General features: G+C 62.0%; 14 protein-coding genes. 4 read left to right on the top strand and 10 right to left on the bottom strand.

Annotated elements, in window-relative coordinates; all coding sequences use genetic code 11:
- The first annotated feature begins 528 nt into the window (after positions 1–528).
- From mobC to ATO3_RS25955, 3 genes are read left to right on the top strand one after another with little or no spacing between them, the layout of a single operon-like run.
- Positions 529–1,116: a plasmid mobilization relaxosome protein MobC gene (gene mobC / locus ATO3_RS25965; RefSeq protein ID WP_088652773.1), complete on the top strand. Its 588-nt coding sequence runs from the start codon at positions 529–531 to the stop codon at positions 1,114–1,116.
- Positions 1,103–3,451: a relaxase/mobilization nuclease domain-containing protein gene (locus ATO3_RS25960; RefSeq protein ID WP_088652772.1), complete on the top strand. Its 2,349-nt coding sequence runs from the start codon at positions 1,103–1,105 to the stop codon at positions 3,449–3,451. The genes mobC and ATO3_RS25960 overlap by 14 nt, the downstream gene beginning before the upstream one ends.
- Positions 3,444–5,399 (top strand): type IV secretory system conjugative DNA transfer family protein, encoded by a 1,956-nt coding sequence (locus tag ATO3_RS25955; protein WP_088652771.1) that lies wholly within the window; start codon positions 3,444–3,446, stop codon positions 5,397–5,399. The genes ATO3_RS25960 and ATO3_RS25955 overlap by 8 nt, the downstream gene beginning before the upstream one ends.
- Positions 5,400–5,822: 423 nt before the next feature.
- On the opposite strand, the gene ATO3_RS25950 is transcribed toward ATO3_RS25955, so the two are convergent.
- The 4 genes from ATO3_RS25950 to ATO3_RS25935 all read right to left on the bottom strand — a co-directional run bounded on the left by ATO3_RS25950 (position 5,823) and on the right by ATO3_RS25935 (position 9,731).
- Positions 5,823–6,569, bottom strand: a complete 747-nt coding sequence (locus ATO3_RS25950) for an SDR family oxidoreductase (RefSeq protein WP_088652770.1) — start codon at positions 6,567–6,569, stop codon at positions 5,823–5,825.
- Between the two features lie 288 nt (positions 6,570–6,857).
- A complete protein-coding gene (locus ATO3_RS25945) occupies positions 6,858–7,268 on the bottom strand; it encodes a cyclophilin-like fold protein (protein WP_088652769.1) in 411 nt (136 codons plus the stop codon).
- 66 nt (positions 7,269–7,334) lie between these two features.
- Positions 7,335–8,426 (bottom strand): alpha/beta hydrolase, encoded by a 1,092-nt coding sequence (locus ATO3_RS25940; protein ID WP_088652768.1) that lies wholly within the window; start codon positions 8,424–8,426, stop codon positions 7,335–7,337.
- A 120-nt stretch (positions 8,427–8,546) separates the two neighbouring features.
- Entirely contained in the window at positions 8,547–9,731 is a 1,185-nt protein-coding gene (locus ATO3_RS25935) for an MFS transporter (protein WP_088652767.1), read from the bottom strand.
- Between the two features lie 139 nt (positions 9,732–9,870).
- Between ATO3_RS25935 and ATO3_RS25930 the strand changes: the two genes are divergently transcribed.
- On the top strand, positions 9,871–10,767 hold the full coding sequence (locus tag ATO3_RS25930; RefSeq protein WP_088652766.1) for a LysR family transcriptional regulator: 897 nt from the start codon (positions 9,871–9,873) through the stop codon (positions 10,765–10,767).
- Positions 10,768–11,163: 396 nt separating this feature from the next.
- On the opposite strand, the gene ATO3_RS25925 is transcribed toward ATO3_RS25930, so the two are convergent.
- Genes ATO3_RS25925 through ATO3_RS25900 form a run of 6 tightly spaced genes read right to left on the bottom strand, consistent with a single transcriptional unit; the run spans position 11,164 to position 16,328 of the window.
- Positions 11,164–12,189 (bottom strand): type IV secretion system protein, encoded by a 1,026-nt coding sequence (locus ATO3_RS25925; RefSeq protein WP_088652765.1) that lies wholly within the window; start codon positions 12,187–12,189, stop codon positions 11,164–11,166.
- The gene (locus tag ATO3_RS25920) at positions 12,189–12,608 is read right to left on the bottom strand and encodes a hypothetical protein (RefSeq protein ID WP_088652764.1); all 420 of its coding nucleotides are present in this window, start codon (positions 12,606–12,608) and stop codon (positions 12,189–12,191) included. Before ATO3_RS25920 ends, ATO3_RS25925 begins: the two co-directional genes overlap by 1 nt.
- Before the next feature lie 16 nt (positions 12,609–12,624).
- Positions 12,625–13,659, bottom strand: a complete 1,035-nt coding sequence (locus ATO3_RS25915; RefSeq protein WP_088652763.1) for an ATPase, T2SS/T4P/T4SS family — start codon at positions 13,657–13,659, stop codon at positions 12,625–12,627.
- A gap of 1 nt (position 13,660) precedes the next feature.
- Positions 13,661–14,986: a TrbI/VirB10 family protein gene (locus ATO3_RS25910; RefSeq protein WP_088652762.1), complete on the bottom strand. Its 1,326-nt coding sequence runs from the start codon at positions 14,984–14,986 to the stop codon at positions 13,661–13,663.
- Entirely contained in the window at positions 14,983–15,684 is a 702-nt protein-coding gene (locus ATO3_RS25905) for a TrbG/VirB9 family P-type conjugative transfer protein (RefSeq protein WP_158218079.1), read from the bottom strand. The genes ATO3_RS25910 and ATO3_RS25905 overlap by 4 nt, the downstream gene beginning before the upstream one ends.
- Positions 15,681–16,328: a virB8 family protein gene (locus ATO3_RS25900; protein WP_057821017.1), complete on the bottom strand. Its 648-nt coding sequence runs from the start codon at positions 16,326–16,328 to the stop codon at positions 15,681–15,683. The genes ATO3_RS25905 and ATO3_RS25900 overlap by 4 nt, the downstream gene beginning before the upstream one ends.
- Between the last annotated feature and the right edge of the window lie 14 nt (positions 16,329–16,342).

Raw genomic sequence — 16,342 nt, 5'->3', positions numbered from 1 at the left:
ATCGCAACGATAATACCAAAATGTCGCTAAACGCATGAGGCGGAGGGGTCAAGCATAAGTCGGGATGCGACCCGCGTCTGGCATGCTGCGGACGGCGTTTGGCAATGACCGTGCGACGTCTGCCGTGGCGCCTTCAGCATTCGTCGCGGGGCACCACCCACCCTCCAAATGTCGGGATGCGCTTGGCGATGTGCTGCGGACGGAATGCAGGTGACGGATAGCGCGCTCCAGACGACGGGAGGCAGTCTCGCGTATGTCGTTCTGCGGGTGACGCGAGACGGTCAGCACGCGGCAAAACCCGTCTTGCGGGGTGCAAGAGACGGGGCGCGAAAGACGCGATGCGCGATGCGGAGACCGCATCGCGTGGTGCAATGAGCGCGAGGCGCGATCCATTTGACTAAGGACGGGAAATCGCCCCTGCAGGGCGATTTTCTACATTGAGTACAAGCCCTTATGGCCGACTCCACTTGCGTTGGGAGTCGGCGGACTTGTACGAAGTTGGCAAGAAATAGGAACGTTAACTTCAAAATGCCCCGTCGTCGTAGACTGTCAGAGATCGAGAAATCGACCATCGCCCAGGACCGCCGGAACGGCGCCTCCGCGGCGTCGTTGGCCGCCCATTACGATGTTAGCCTTAAGACGATCTACAACGTGGTGAACCACTGGGGTGAGCGTCAGACAGCGAATGGCAGCCGTTCGCGGGTTGTGGGGATCCGGGTCTCGGACGACGACCTGCGCCGGTTCGACGCGGCGCTGTCGCGGCGCGGGATTGCGCACCGCTCGGATGCCATGCGCCGCCTGATGCTGGCGGCCGAAGGTGTCTTCCTGCCCGACGACGAGATGTGTGACGAGTTGCGCAGCCTTGGCGCCGCGCTCAACCGGGTCGGCAACAACGTGAACCAGATCGCGCGACGTCTGAACGAGGCCAAGGTGCGGGGCGAGAGACTGTCCTACCCGGCCTCAAGTCACCGTGACGTCCGCGCCCTTGCAGGTCTGGTCTTCGATCTGGCCGACCAGGTCCAGGAGATGTCGCGTGCGCGGCGCAGCCTGCTGGACCTTGAGATCAGCTCTGCCCTGGCGGGCCTCGCCGAGAGGGATGAGAATGGCGCGGAGTGACCGGGTCCGTGGCATCGACCCGGCGCTATTTGACCGAGGCTGGAGCCGGGTTTCGGGATCCTGGCAGGGGCTTTCCAAGGGCGCGCAGATGGTTCGGGCCGCGCGCGGCTATTCGCCAGCGATCTTCAAGGCTATCTCGAAAGGGGGCTGCCACACCGGGGTGCAGTTACGGGCGCAGCTCACATATCTCACGACGAAGTCGACCCATATCCTCGACAGCCGCGGCACCCATGACGGGAAGAAGCAGCTCTCGGAAGCCGAGATCAACCGCGTGGCGCGGCGGTTCGAGAACCAGTGGAACGAGCGCTACAGCCCCAAGCTTGGCCATACGTCGCATCTGCTGATGGCATTCCCGGTTGGGACCAGGGGTGAAGAGGTGCGCGATATCACCCAGGCGGTCTGCGAGAAGTTCTTTCAAGGTGAGGGGTCGCAATTCGACTATATTGCTGCAATACACCAAGATCGCGCGCATCCACATGCGCATATCGTTCTGAACCGCCGCAGCAAGGATGGCGAAATGTTCTTTCTCGGGAAGGATCATCACTTCAACTACGACGCCTTTCGCGAGGCGATGGTCGAGGCGGCCCAAGTTCATGGGATCCGCCTCGAGGCGACGCGTCGTCTGGATCGCGGCGTCACGACCTACGCCGCCGAGACCTTCGAAATCTACAAGGCTCGCGACGAAGGTCGTCCCCCAGTTGAGCGCCAGAGAACCGGCGCTGACCTGGGGGCCGCTCTGGAAACCGTCAGGCACAAGGCGTTGATCTACCGTGGGCTCGCGGCGGAGGCGTCACGTTCGAATTTCGACGACGTGGCCGAAGCGCTCGAGCGGGCCAGCACCATCCTTGCCAGTGGCGGTCAGATTCAATCTGACGGAGCCATCTACATGTCCCAAGACGAAGCAGCGTTCGACACGCTGATCACCGAGTTTTCTCAGAACATTCGCCAGATCGAGGCGGCGATCGACAGGGCGCCGGCGGCCGAGAGGCCGGTGATCGAGCGCAAGCTGACCGACGTTCTGGCCTCGGTCGCGCATTTGAACCCGCTCGGGGATCGCTCCGCCGCCCTGATCGATGCCCCGTCCCGGGACGGCATCTATGCAAGGCCGAACTTAAGTGAAGATCACCTCGCGCGTCTTGACGATGGAGAGGTGGCACCAAAGCTGGCCGAGGCGTTGCAAGGCACGGGCATCGATGCCGAGGCTGTGGCCGCGCGCCTGCGGGAAGGGGCAGGCAATGCCGTACTGGAACGCCAGTGGCTGGCACAGGATCTGCAGGGGATTGCCAAAGCGAGCGACCTCGATCTGGAGAAATCTGCGGACCGGGAAGAAGCGCTCGACCGACTGGAAGCCGTGCATGTTCGGTTGGGCGATGTCCTGACCGACGTACGCGTCCTTCGCGCGCCAACCGAGATCGACGAGGTGGACAACGCTGAGCCAGCGCTCGGCGAGCGGTTGGCGGCACCTGGGGGTGATCTCGCGCAAGACGGGCCCGACATTTTTGCCCCATCGGAGCGGCAGGCGTTCAGGGCGCTGGTGGCGCAGTTCCGTCGGACGGATTTCGATCATCCGTTCTCCGACGACCCGTCGGTCCGGCGGTCCGGCGCCGTGGAGGTTGAAGAGGCCCGCGTCGCGTTCGACGCCTATGCGCAGAGATCTCCGCAACATGCCGAATTGGCCTCGATGGCTTGGCAACAGATGACTGACAGTCGAATGCCGCCGCAATATGCGGTATCGGCGCAGGACCGCACGCTTCATGCTGGCGACATGGACCTCGCCTTGCGGGATCCTTCGGATCATCTCGGTCCGATTACCGAAGAGCTCCGCACCCTCGCCCGCTATCGCACGGAGATGCCGGATGACGAGTTCGGGCAGGCCGTCCAGGACGAAATCAATCACCTTCGTTCGCTTGGCGCGTCGCGTGCCTATATCAGCGAGCGCAGTTTCGAGATCGAGGACCACGCGCGACAAGACTACGCCGAGCGCCGGTATCTGGAAGAGACAGCGCCAACCGTCATGGCCTTTGTGCGAAACGCCGACGTCGAGGGCCCGCTCTCCGAGGCAGAGCAGCAGGACATCGTCCGGCAGATAAACGAGCGACTAAGCTCCGACGCAATCGACGCGCTGCGGGCCGGTAACGCGGACGTCCTGGACAAATTCACCGAGGATCCGCTGCGCCAGCTGGAACTCGCCAAGACCTATCTTCAAAGCAGCGAGGTCACCGCGCATGGCCTGGCCATGGAGCGCGTTCTCGATGCTCTGGCCGAAGAGCAGATCGAGGCGCAGCGCGCGCGCCACGCCGCGGCACATGGTGAGAAGGGGATCACCCATGGATAAAGGCAAGATTGCCTTAGGAGTGTTGAGCCTCGTGCTGGTCGGTCTCGCCATGGGCTATGTCGTGGCGACCGGCTTTGTCATGTTCCGCTATGGGCTTTCTCCCACGCGTTTCGACGTCACCCTGCTTGCCCGCGAATATCGGGGTCTGTCTCAGTCCGCACCAAAAGACTTCCTCTGGGTGAACCTCATCCTTGGCGGCTTCGGCCTGGCATCGCTGATGCTGAGCGTCACGCTTCTGGGGGATGCATTGACCCGCTTCGGGACGACGCATTGGCAGACTCGCAGCGAGATTAAGAGGAACGGTTTCTTTGCCAAGCCCGGCGGCGGCTTCCTTCTGGGCAAGCTCGGCTCCCCGAATTCCAAGCGCCCGTTCCTTGTCTCAAAAACCTTCCCCCACGCGCTGATCGTGGCGCCTACAGGCCGGGGCAAGGGCGTGGGGTTCGTGATCCCGAACCTTCTGACCTACAAGGGCTCGGCCGTGGTGCTCGACGTGAAAGGCGAGAACTTCCGCGAGACCTCGCGCTTCCGCGCCAGCATGGGGGACAAGGTTTTCCGCTTCGCGCCGACCGACTGGGACCGACCGACACATCGCTATAATCCGCTGGCGCGCATTGCTGCCATGACCAACCCCGACCGGCAGCAGATGGAGCTGAAACTCACTGCCAAGCTCTTCCTGCAGACCGACAATGAAAAGCTGAGTGGGCTTTTAGCCGGGGGTATCGACCTCTTCGTAGCGGCCGGTCTTCTGGCATTCGAGCGCGGCGTGCCGACCATCGGCGAGATCTATCGCATCACAGCCTCGGGGGGCGACAAGCAGAAGGAATACCTGAAGCGTTCGCAGGAGGTGAAGAACAAGTCGGCCAGACTGATCTTCGAGCGTATGGCATCGACCAACAACGACACCCTCACTTCCTACCTCTCCCTCCTGATGACATCGGGTCTCGACACTTGGGACAACCGCGCGATTGACGCGGCCACCGCGACCTCTGACTTCTCATTCCGGGATATCCGCCGCCGCCCACATGCGATCTATCTTGTGGTCGAATCCGAGATGATCCGCCCGCTTGCCCCGCTGATCCGCCTCTTCTTTTCGGACCTGATTGCCTCGCTGCAGGCGCGGGAACCCGGCGATGACGAGCCCTGGCCGGTCATGATCTTGCTCGACGAGTTCGACCGGCTCGGCAAAATGCCGATCGTCGCCGAGAGCATCAAGACGCTGCGCTCCTTCGGCGGCAACCTCGCCATTGTCACCCAGACCATTCCGGCGCTGGACGAGATCTATGGTGAGAACACCCGCCGGTCGCTTCAGGGCGGCGCCGGCGTGAAGCTCTACCTCACACCGTCCGAGCAGAAGACAATCGAGGAGTTGAGCCAGGCCGTCGGCAAGACCACCAAGCGTGTGGTGACCCGCTCCCGCGCTGTTGGACGCAATCCGTTTGAGGGGCGCAGCGTTTCGGAGAGGACAGAGGACACCCCGCTTCTGACAGAGGATGAAGCCCGGCGCATGGACCTCGACGAGGTCATCCTCGTGATCGACGCGCAGATGCCGATCCGGGCAAGAAGGGTGAAGTATTTCGAGGACCCAGTGTTGAAGGTTCTGCACGCCGGTCAATCGGGGAGTTTCCCGTATCCGGACGAGGACGGCCTGCGGCGGGATCGGCAGATGACCGAGACCCGCGAGACGGTGGAGAGGCTGAAACAGAAACTGCAAGAGATGCGGGCGGCAAATGTCGCGCGGGACGTCGGCGCGAATGCGCCGAGCGCAAAGACGACTAATCCAGGGAGTTCAGGGAAAGCCCGCAGCCGAGCGGCTCGGGCTGCTGCGACAGGTGGTGGCCAGGGTCAGCTGTCACTTGATGTCGAGGGATTGGGGATCAGGGGTGCTAACCGGGCGGCGCTGGAATCCGCCGTTCAAACGACTAGGACGATAATTGCGGAGCATGGATGAGTTTCTCAACTGCGGACCTTCGCGCAAGGCGCGGCGAATAACGGCTCCGAGCCCTCTCCGAGGGATGCTGCGGCGGCGCCTGATTGTGTGCGAAGCGCCCAATGCTGCCATTGCTTGCGGAGGTCCATCCGAACCCGGTCACTGACGCCGCAGCAGGGTAGCTTCGTGTCAAGATACTCGGCGGCGATATCCGACTAAAATCATCACTAGTTTAAGAGCCAACCCTCATGCGGAGGGTTTGGTGAAACGGGGGCACTCCAGTCCTGACGTCGAACCTTCTGAGACGCGACTTTGGGGGAATTGTTGGGAGGTACCTCGAGCTCGTTTCTGGGGCTAGTGAACATCACGAAAAGAAATGGCCCCCGAGGGGCCATTCCAATTAAGAAAGCTGAGCATCCGCCGGCGTTTTGGCTTAACCGCTACTCAGAGTTCCTGAGCCGTTGGCCGGAAGAGGATCTCGTTGATGTCAACGTCCTCCGGCTGGCTAATGGCGAAGTCCACCAAGCGAGCGAACGTCTCGGCCGGAACGCCAACTTGGCCGACATAGTCTTGGTTGGCCTTCTGAACATCCTGCTCGGTGATGTGGTCCAGCAATTCGGTCTTCACCGCACCAGGTGAGATGATTGTGGTGCGGATGTTGTAGGGTTTCACCTCCTGACGGAGTCCCTCGCTGATGGCCCGCACGCCGAACTTCGTCGCGGAATAGACTGCAGAACCGCCAAAGATCTTATGTCCCGCGACTGACGACAGGCTGATGATGTGGCCCGCCTTTTGCTCCTTCATATAGGGGAGCGCGGCCGCGATGCCGTAGAGCACGCCCTTTAGATTGACGTCGATCATCTGGTCCCATTCGTCGACCTTAAGGCGCTCGAGGGGGGACAGCGGCATCACGCCGGCATTGTTGATGAGCACGTCGATCCGTCCATAGGTCTCGACGGCCGTATCGACCAGCTTTTGCACGTCCGCCCGATTCGTCACGTCGCTCACGACGACCGTTGCCTTACCGCTGGCGGCGACGATATCGGCCGCCAGCGCCTCAAGACGATCTGCGCGCCGCGCGCCAAGTACGACGCTAGCGCCCTTCGACGCAAGATGCCGAGCCGCGGCTTCGCCCATGCCGCTCGAGGCGCCTGTGATGACGATGACTTTTCCAGTGATGTTGTCGGTCATTGATTTCTCCTTCGAGGATGGATGGCGCGCTGACTCCTGGCCCCACCAAGGGAATGAGTGGCTCGCAGCGCGCCGTTGTTGAAGTTGTATGCAGTTGCGCTCGCAGCGAGAGCTGCCATCTCCCGCGCACGGGACTGGCAGTGCGAAGCCCGGATCGTACGGACTACTCCGCTCCGCTGAACTCGACTTCCGTCTTGCCCGAACAGGCGCACCCGCGCTTGGCATGGGACGGCAGACCGCCGTTCGGGACTGCAGCGTAATCGTGGAGCGGTCAGCGTCGCCGCTGGTTCATTCGAGGCGCGTCAGTTCGACGGTGAGGTTGCCCGGGCGATCGAAGATCGACACATCGCCCGTGACCTGTCCGAGAATGATGATGCCTGGAGCGGGGACGCTGCCGGAGCTGTAGTAGATCACGAAGTGATTGGAGCTCCACAGACCAAGCGTGCCCGTCGAGAAGTCGCGCTGGCGCGCCAGTTCGGGCAAGTCGGATGGCAGGTAGCCTGTCTTTTCCTGGCGAAGATGGTCGCGCATGTCGATGGTCAGCGGCAGCATCTCCAGCAAGGCCTCGGCGGCTTCGTTATCCGCAAGCGTCGCGGTCACGTCACCCCAGCCTGACGAAATACTAATCTGTTCCTGTGCCATGGCAGCTCCAGACAATCCCAGCGCGACAGCGGCAGCGCCCAATGTTGATTTCCACATGCGACGATCCTCTGTTCAGCGGATTTGGCGGGCAGGGGCCCGCGCTTGCGCGCGGGCCCCGCGTGCTCAGGCCGCGAGATGCTCGCCAAAGAACTCGGCCAGTCGGTCGAAGGGGATCACGTCCAGCTGATCGTAGAGATCGACGTGGTCGGCGCCATCGATGATCATCAGCTCTTTCGGCTCGGCCGCGGCTGCATAGGCTTCTTCGGTGAAATAGCGCGAATGCGCCTCGGAGCCGGCGATCACCAGCATGGGCCGCGGAGAGATTTCCGCGATATAGGTCAGCAGCGGCATGTTCATGAAGGACAGCGGATTGGTCACCGTCCAGCCGCCGTTCGAGTTGACCGAGCGCGGGTGATAGCCCCGATCCGTCTTATAGTAGGCATGGTACATGCGGATGACGGGATCATCGATGCCGTCGAGGCTGTCGGGAAGACCGCCGGCCATCGCGGGGTCGCCGGTCTCGGCATCCGTCCAGCGCTGCCGGCTCATCTGCTCAAGGCTCTCGGCCCGCTGCGCGTCCGTCAGGCTGTCATAATAGCCCCGCGCCATGACGCGCGACATGTCGTACATGCTGGTCGTGGCCACCGCCTTGACGCGCTTGTCGGCCGCCACTGCGTTCAGCGCCATGCCGCCGAAGCCGCAGATTCCGATGACACCGAGCCGCTCGCGGTCCACGGCGTCGTGCAGGCCGAGGTAATCGACCGCAGCCATGAAATCCTCGGTGTTGATGTCGGGGGATGCCACGTCGCGCGCCTCGCCGCCGCTTTCACCCACGAAGGAGGGATCGAATGCGAGCGTGATGAAGCCGCGCTCGGCCATAGTCTGGGCATAGAGACCGGCCGACTGCTCCTTGACGGCGCCGAACGGCCCGGCGACGGTCAGGCCCGGCAGCGCGGCGTCCCCGCGGTCGGACGGCATGTAAAGATCGCCGGTCAGGGTGATGCCGTAGCGGTTCGTGAAGGTGACCTTCTCATAAGTCACGGCCTCGCTGCGGGGGAACGTCTTGTCCCATTCGCCGCTGGCCTGCGCCCAAGCGGGCGAGGTGCCCAGTGACACAAGACCTGTGGTTGCGAGACTCGCACCGGTCATCATCAGCAGGGTCCGGCGGCTCGCGTCAGGCAGGTCTCTCGGTGTGTGAACAGTTCCTTCGGTCATGTCGTTTGCTCCTTCAAGCGGGTGATTTCATTTGATGGTGTTGGTCGGATGAGCGGCAGTCCGCGCTTCTAGGCGTGAGCGATGGCGGGAAAGGCCAGAGCGGCGAGAAGCCGGAAAGTCTCATTTCGAACTCCTCTGGTGGAGCCAGGCGAGCAAGGCGCAAAGGGCCGAACCACCGAGAAGCGTGGCCGAGAGGGCGAAGGTAAACTGCCAGCCAAGTGCATCGAAGAGCAGTCCGCCGGTGGCTGCGCCGCCCATGATCGCAAGCTGGATGGTCGCCACCTGGAGCCCGCCGCCGGCCTCGGCTTCGGGGCCGAGCGTCCGGGCAAGCCAGGTGCCCCAGCCGACAGGGGCCGCCGTTCCGAAGAACCCCCAAAGGACAATCAGTGCGCCGACACCGGCCGGCAGTTGTGCCGATGCGATCATCAGGACCGCAAGCGCCGCCATGACCGCTGGAATCGCGACCAGCAGACCATAGAGGCGGGTTCGCAGCAGGTGGCTGATCGCCCAGGTGCCGGCGAGGCCCGCAAGTCCGAGGGCCAGGAAGCCCCCGGAGAGCATGGGAACGGAGAAGCCCGCCACTCCCTCGAGATACGGCCGCAGATAAGTGAACAGCGCGAACTGGCCCATGAACAGCAGGAAGATCGACGCCATGCCGAGCGCTACCTGAGGCTGGAAAAGCAGTCCGAGAGGATTGGTGCGCCGGATGCCGCGGGGCGGCAGAGGCGGCATGTGGATGCGTTGCCAGACCAGCGCGAGCACTGCGACCGGAACGATCAGTGCGAATGCTCCGCGCCAGCCGATGAGGTCGCCGAGCCAGGCACCGAGCGGCGCCGATATGGTGGCCGCGATTGCGTTGCCCGCGTTAAGCGCAGCCAAGCCTTGCGGCACCTGTTCCGCCGGGAGAAGCCGCATCACAATGGCGGTCGACATCGACCAGAACCCGCCGATGGCGATGCCCAGCAACGCGCGACCGATCATCAGCACGGGATAGGTCGGCGCAGAGGCGACAATCAGGGCCGAGACGATCAGGAGGACTGCGAAGGCGGACTGCACCTGCTTGCGGTCCACGCTTCGGGTCAGTCCGGCAATCGTGAGGCTGGTGATGACGGCGAAGAGACCGGAGATCGAAATCGCCTGACCGGCCTGTCCCTCGCTGACGCCAAGCTCGCTTGCGATCGGGGTCAGCAAGCTGACGGGCATGAACTCCGAGGCGATGAGAACGGCGACGCAGAGCGCCATCGACATGACCGCGCCCCAGGCGGAGCGCGTATCGGCTGGTTCTGCTGTGAGTGTCGTGGACATTCTGCGCCTCGCTTCCGGCTGCAGAGCCGGCTTTCGATGACGCATAAATAGCAGTAGCCGAACAAATGGATTAGACGTGCAAATACGATTGCATTAATCGATAGGGAGCATAAGTGGTTCAGCATGATGGGAGCGGAGCATGGCGCGGGGACAGTTCAACGACCTGTTGTGGTTCCTGGCCGTTGCTGAGGAGCGAAGCTTCACGCGTGCCGCTGCCAAGCTCGGCATCGCCCAGTCCACGCTCAGCCACACCATCAAGCGCCTCGAGACGCAAATGGGCATCCGGCTCCTGACGCGCACGACGCGCAACGTCGCGCCCACGGAGGCAGGAGAGCGCCTGCGACAGGCATTGGCGCCGCGCGTGGAAGAGATCGAGGCGGAGATTGCGTCACTGACGGAGTTTCGCGACAAGCCCGCGGGGACGATCAGGATCACGCTGTCCGATCACGCACTGCAGAGCTACGTCTGGCCGAAGCTGCGGCCTGTGCTTGTCGATTATCCGGACATCAAACTCGAGCTGAACATCGACAACGGCTTTCGCAACATCGTGGAGGAGGGTTTCGATGCTGGTATCCGCCTTGGCGAGAGCGTCGAAAAGGACATGATTGCCGTCAGGGTCAGTCCGGATTGGCGATTGGTGGCGGTCGCGTCACCCGGATACCTGAAGACACATCCCGCGCCCGTTCATCCGGAAGAGCTGATCGGGCACAATTGCATCAACCACAGGCACCTCAGGGCCGGCGGGCTCTACGCCTGGGAGTTCGAAAAGGATGGGCAGGATCTGCGCGTCCGGGTCAATGGCCAGCTCGCCTTCAATTCCTCGCACGCGATGATCGATGCGGCGCTGAACGGCTACGGCATCGCTTATATCCCCGAGGATACGGTTGTGCAGTACATCGCGGCGGGAGACCTGGTCCAGGTTCTGGACGAATGGTCGCCGTTTTTCTCAGGGTACTACATCTACTACCCCAGTCGGCGGCAAAACCTGCCGGCCTTCAGGGTCATCGTCGATGCGCTTCGTTATGCGCATCCGTGAAAGATGCATCTAAGCCGCTTAGAGGTTTGTAAGTTTCCACGCATAAAGAACCGAAGGCACGTGGTTGTAACATCTCACACGTCCGCGCCTGTTCTCGCGTGAAATGTTCGGCCAGTATCTCGGCGATACTAAACCCATCCGAGAGCATTCCTAGTTCTTCGGCCGCGCTCGCCGACCTCGCTGGTGTACTCCGCTACGGGCGGAAAGGCGGTGGTGATAGGCGTTTCCAAAACCGCTGCAGCGCCACTAGCGCGCCGCGGTGGAACATGCTCCACCAATGTATTGGCAACGTTGCAATGCGCGCTTTGCTGACATTGGCGCACTTGCAGCGAAAGCTCACTTTGTCCGCATTGTGAGCTTTGCCGAAGGCCTTGGCGAACGTCAGCTCATCGACGTCTATCCTCTCAGCCGTTTTGCCCGTTCCGCCATCCTGACTAGCTGCGCGCTGGCGGTCACTGTAGCGGTCCGTACGACTGCAGGTGCCTGCACCGCACCCCGCCCGATCGCTTCGCCTGTCGGGAGCGCCCCGATCCGCGTCCTGCCCTTTACGCCGTCGGTATTGAAGATCCCTCGCATGATCCCGATCGATCCAGCGGCAACAGCAGGCGTCGCCGCCACCATCAGGTTCCCCGATATCCCTCGCACGATCAGGGGTGTTGCTGCCACAAATCCCTTGGCCAGGAACACCATGACGAAGAACGGCACCAGCGATCCGATGTTGGTTGCCGAGTTCGGATCACCGAGCTGGGCTAGCAGCGAATTCGCCATGCCGACGACGGTAGAGAACATTGCTGCGATTACGATGGGGTAGAAGGCATAGCTGACTGTCGTCGAGACCCATCTGTGGAAGAAATCTTTGGTCGCGTCGAAGAGCGACAATGCAATCATGATCGGAGCAAGGCCGAGCATGAGGGTCAGCATCATCTTGGCGAATATGAGGACGATGCCGGTCATGAAGCCAAGGAGGCTCAAAAGAATAAGCCCGATGCCGCCTAGGATCGCGCCCGTCATCCAGTTCAGGTTGCTGCCGATAGCATTCAGGTACTGGCTGAATTTTTCGATCAGGATGTCGAATTCGCCAGCAAAGTGTGTGGCTCCGGCTCCTCCGCCGCCAACCGAAGACACCAGTGCGCCAGCGACGTAGTCCAAGCCTCCAATGACTGCGTTTGCTACTGCATTGAAGTTTGCCCAATTGAAGGCGAATAGACCGATAAGGGTCAGCTTGATCAGGTACCAGAAGAAGCTGGCCCCATCCATGCTGCGGAACTGGAATGCCATGTTGATGCAGACGCCGATTAGCGAAAGCGTGACCATCAGCAGGACGATCGTGCCGGTATTGCTTGCCACGGCCCCGAACTGGGACTCAGCCGCATCGACAAGGAACGCGTCTGCCGTTCCGACCATCCAGCTGACGACGCCCATTACCAGTTGCCTTGAGCTTCGCAGATTGTACGCACGCTCGGCTCGAGTTGCTTCCTTACTTCAATCCAGTCGCGGCGAAACGCTGAATGCTCGGCTTGGCTAAGGCCTGCATACCTTTCATGATATTCGCCATCGGAGCTATCCCAAGCGGGAAAGCGGGTTTCACAGCTGCAGTCGCCAGATTCAGCGATCTCCTCCCAGGCCCGAATTTCGTACAACTCCATCAAAGCTGCTGCCTTGTAAGCTTCACGCGGATTGATTTCGTCCATCCAAGTCGGTCGCGCCGGACGATCGTTGCAGATCCGGTATTGTTGAGGCGACATATCGACTGTGAGATCGTTTGAAACCTGAGGCGAAGTCTGCGCCACAAGTGGGCCCGCAAGGGCGGCAAGCGTGACTGCGAGGATTGGTTTTCGCATCTGGGGAGGTCCTTTTTTACTCAGCGGCAACGGAGGGGCTCTTGTTGCCTCTGCCGTCGACCGTGTCGAGGTTCAAATCTGTGGTATGACCCGGCAGGAAGAACTCGGTGATTCCGCGCGCGCCTTCATGGCGGCCTGCCTGAATGATCACGTCGATCGAGCCCTCAATATAATCGATCATGTCGGCATAGGTCATCGGCACATCGGTTTTCAGGGCGGCGATGGCGAGGCGGCGAACAGCAAGTTGTGGGGTCTCGGCATGCAGTGTGGTCAGCGATCCACCGTGGCCGGTGTTGATTGCCTCGAGAAACGTCATCGCTTCGCGCCCGCGGACTTCGCCTAGGACGATCCGGTCGGGTCGCATGCGAAGCGTTGAGGCCAAGAGCACATCGGCACTGCGGGCATCCGTGTCCCGGTCAGCGATCAACGTCACGACATTGGGCTGCTCGGGGCGCAGCTCGGCCGCCTCCTCGATGGTGATGATCCGCTCTTCGGGCGGGATCAGCGAAAGGATCTTGCGCGCCGCGACCGTCTTGCCGGTCGATGTGCCGCCCGAGACGATCATGTTGAGCTTGTTCTCGACGCAGAAGTGCAGGGCGGCGTTGATGTCGCCGGATGTCACCACATCGCGCAGCGCGGCGTTACGTTCGCGGCGCAGGCCTTCGAGGCTGCGCTCCTTGCCATAGAGAAACCCGAGCTTGATCGCCTCGAGCGGCAGGGAGGAGAAGAATCGCAGCGATATGGAGAACCCGCCTTCTACTGCCGGCGGCTGGATCACCTGCGCGCGGATTGGCCGGTCGCGATAGAGGATCGAGACCGAGACGATGGGCTTCTTGGTGCTGAGTGTGGTCGAGGCGGCGGAGGCGATTTGATTGCCGAGGTCCTTGATCTCGGTCTGGGTCAGCGGGCTGCCCAGTGCACGCATGAAGTGATCGCCCTGAAACTCTCCCCAGACTTGTCCGTCAGGATTGATGCAGATTTCGATCGTGTCGTCGCGCAGGACCTCGGGGCCGAAACGGTCGAGCGACGCTTCCAGATAACTTGCAGCCATGTCAGAAAATCTCGAGGTCACGATCAACCATGACCGTGATCCGTGTACCCTGATCGACATGTATCACTGGCCGGATCGCCAGATAGTCCTGCATCACGCTTTGCGTACTATCGCGCAGGTCGGTGCCGACATCACTCGCAACATCGGCCGCCGCCTCGCTGTCGATTTGACCCGCTGCAGCCGCAGGCAGGGCGCCGATCAAGGAGATCAGCGCGGCGGAACCGAAGCGTTGCGCGAAACGGGTGTCGACAAACCCGGTGGTGCCAGTACGGCCGAGTTCGTCTCCACCGAAGGCGCTGATCTGCACGGTCTGATTATCGGGCAGGATGATCCGGTCCCATGCCACCATGACGCGCGATTGGGCGAGTGCGACATCGGAGCGGTAGCGCCCGATCAGCCGCGCGCCGCGCGGGATCAGGATACGCGTTCCATCGAAAGAATGGACGTCTTCCGAGACGATGGCGCGGATCGCGCCGGGCAGTGTGCTGTCGAGGGCCGTCTCTGTCACAGCCTGAATCATGGTGCCCTGAACAACCGTGTTCGATGGGTTCGCGATCACTTCGGCACGTGTCACCTGTGCAGGTTGCGCGCCCGAACGAACAAAGGCTTCATCTGCATTCAGTCGCGCGGCTTCCAGCGTATTCTCCCTATCCGCACCCGCGCCCATCCCGGAGAAGGCGATCATAGGAGACGCGATACGCTCTGCGCGGGCCTCGGCTTCGGCTGCGCGCCGCCTTTCTAGTTCGGCCAACCGCAATTCTTCTTCACTTGGTCCCAATGAGGTCGGCTCTGGTGGTGCAAGCCGTGCAAGTTCCAAGTCCATGCGGAGCTGATCCAATTCGCGATCCCGCTCGGTCAGTTGCCGCTCGAGGGCCCGCTGAGCCTCGGCGGATGCTTCCTGTAAGGTGGCAATTTGCGCCGTCAGGTCCGCAATAGCCTGCTCCGCCCCGCTATCCGCGGCCTCGGCCGGTCTTGCGCGCAGTTCCTCGAGTTCCGCTCTCAATGTCGCAAGACTTTCTATCAGCGCTAGTTCTGACTCGCTCGGACCTGTGTCCGCAGGCGGGGCTTGGCTGGGCTCCGGGGCAGAAATCGGCGCCAGATCTCCGAATCCGGGGCCGGTGCTCTGGAACTCTTCCGGCGCGGCGGTCGCCATTGGTGCTTCTGCCGACGGCTGTAGGGCAGCCCACGCCAGACCACCTGCTGCCGCGATGCCGACGACTCCAAGGATCGCCGCAAGCGGCGCAGGCCGCTTGTTTGCCTTCGCTTTGCCTGTCGAACCTTCGAGAGCCGCGAGGCGCGCGGCGAGGTCTTCCGTACCTTCGGTCATGATGTGGCCTGCCCTGCGTCCTGGACGCAAACCACATCTTCGCCAAGGCGAAGGACCCATTGTCGGTTGACGCCAGATACGCGGATAACGCCGTCACTTGAGGTGTGGCTGTTCACCGCGCGTTCCCTTCCGTTCGAATATCGGAAGATGGCGGGCACCGGCGCGTTCCGTGCAAACCGGAAATACGTGAAGGTACCATCATCCCAGATGGCCGTCGGCGTGAACTCTTCTCGGGCACTGACCGCATAGTTCGCGTTCGGCGCATCGGCCGCAACCGCCCTGGTGGGTTGCACGCGGTTTTCAGGATAGCGGAACTGCACGACATAATGCGGCGTCTCCCGGGCTTCGACGACATGGAAGTAGTAGGAGCGGCGGTTGGTGTAGACGGTGATGTTGGTGGCAACGCCAGATGCTGTTGGCTTGATGGCGAAGGCACGGCCACCCGGGACATCGTCGAATTGAAAACCGACCGTATCGCCGGCGATGATCGAGCGGATGGTTTCACCCTCACCGAATTCGACTGTGGTGACACGGGTCAGTGTCGTGACGACCCGGTAAACCTGGCCTTCGGTCCAGGTCGCCACGCGCACGCGATTATCGTGAGAGCGTGGACGGGGCGTGGTTTCGGCCATGGCGGTCGTTCCCGCGAGCGCGAGAATGCTGGCGGCCAACAGCGTAGAGATTGCAGTGCGAGTCATTCAGAACGGTCCGATCGGATGGCATATTGAGTGACGGTGAAACCGAAAGGGTTTTGCCAGACATCGTCGAGGGAGCGGGTCCGTTCCGGCTGAAATTCAAACATCAATGTGGCAGTGAACGATCCATCCTGTACCCCCTGCGGGCTTGTCAGGCGCTTTCTGAGCCGCACCTGGGCGCGGTTTTCGCCAATAAGGGTGATCGATGCGATCTCAACGGCCATCTCGGCCGCAGCCCCGTAACGCGTCGGCGGATAGCTCTCCTGCCCCGATGTCCACATCGCGCGCATGCTGGCCTCGGCCGACCCGGAAGACTGTGCCAGGACGCGGCGGACACGAAGATCATTGTCGAGCTGGTTGTAAGTCTCGCGGTCGAGAAGGTAGCGGTAGATTTGTGCTTCGATCACGGCTGGCCGTTCGGCAAGGGACACGGTTTCAACCGTGGCATTGGGGAGCGCCACCCCGGTCGCGGGATCGTAGGGGACAACCACGGGAGGCGGCGTCTCGACCATCAGCGCGACAGCCGCAGCCGTCAAACAACCAAATACGCCGAAGCCTGCCCCGGAAAGGCCGATCATCCGCCAAAGCTGTTCCCGGCGCAGGGCACCGTAGACAAGTTCCTCTTCCACGAGTTCGCGCGCAGTCATCACCCCTGCCCCAC

It is taken from the genome of Marinibacterium profundimaris (assembly GCF_002210095.1).
GTDB classification, from domain to species: domain Bacteria; phylum Pseudomonadota; class Alphaproteobacteria; order Rhodobacterales; family Rhodobacteraceae; genus Marinibacterium; species Marinibacterium profundimaris.
The sequence above is the reverse complement of the archived record's forward strand: the minus strand, read 5'-3'. Positions and strand labels throughout refer to the sequence as shown.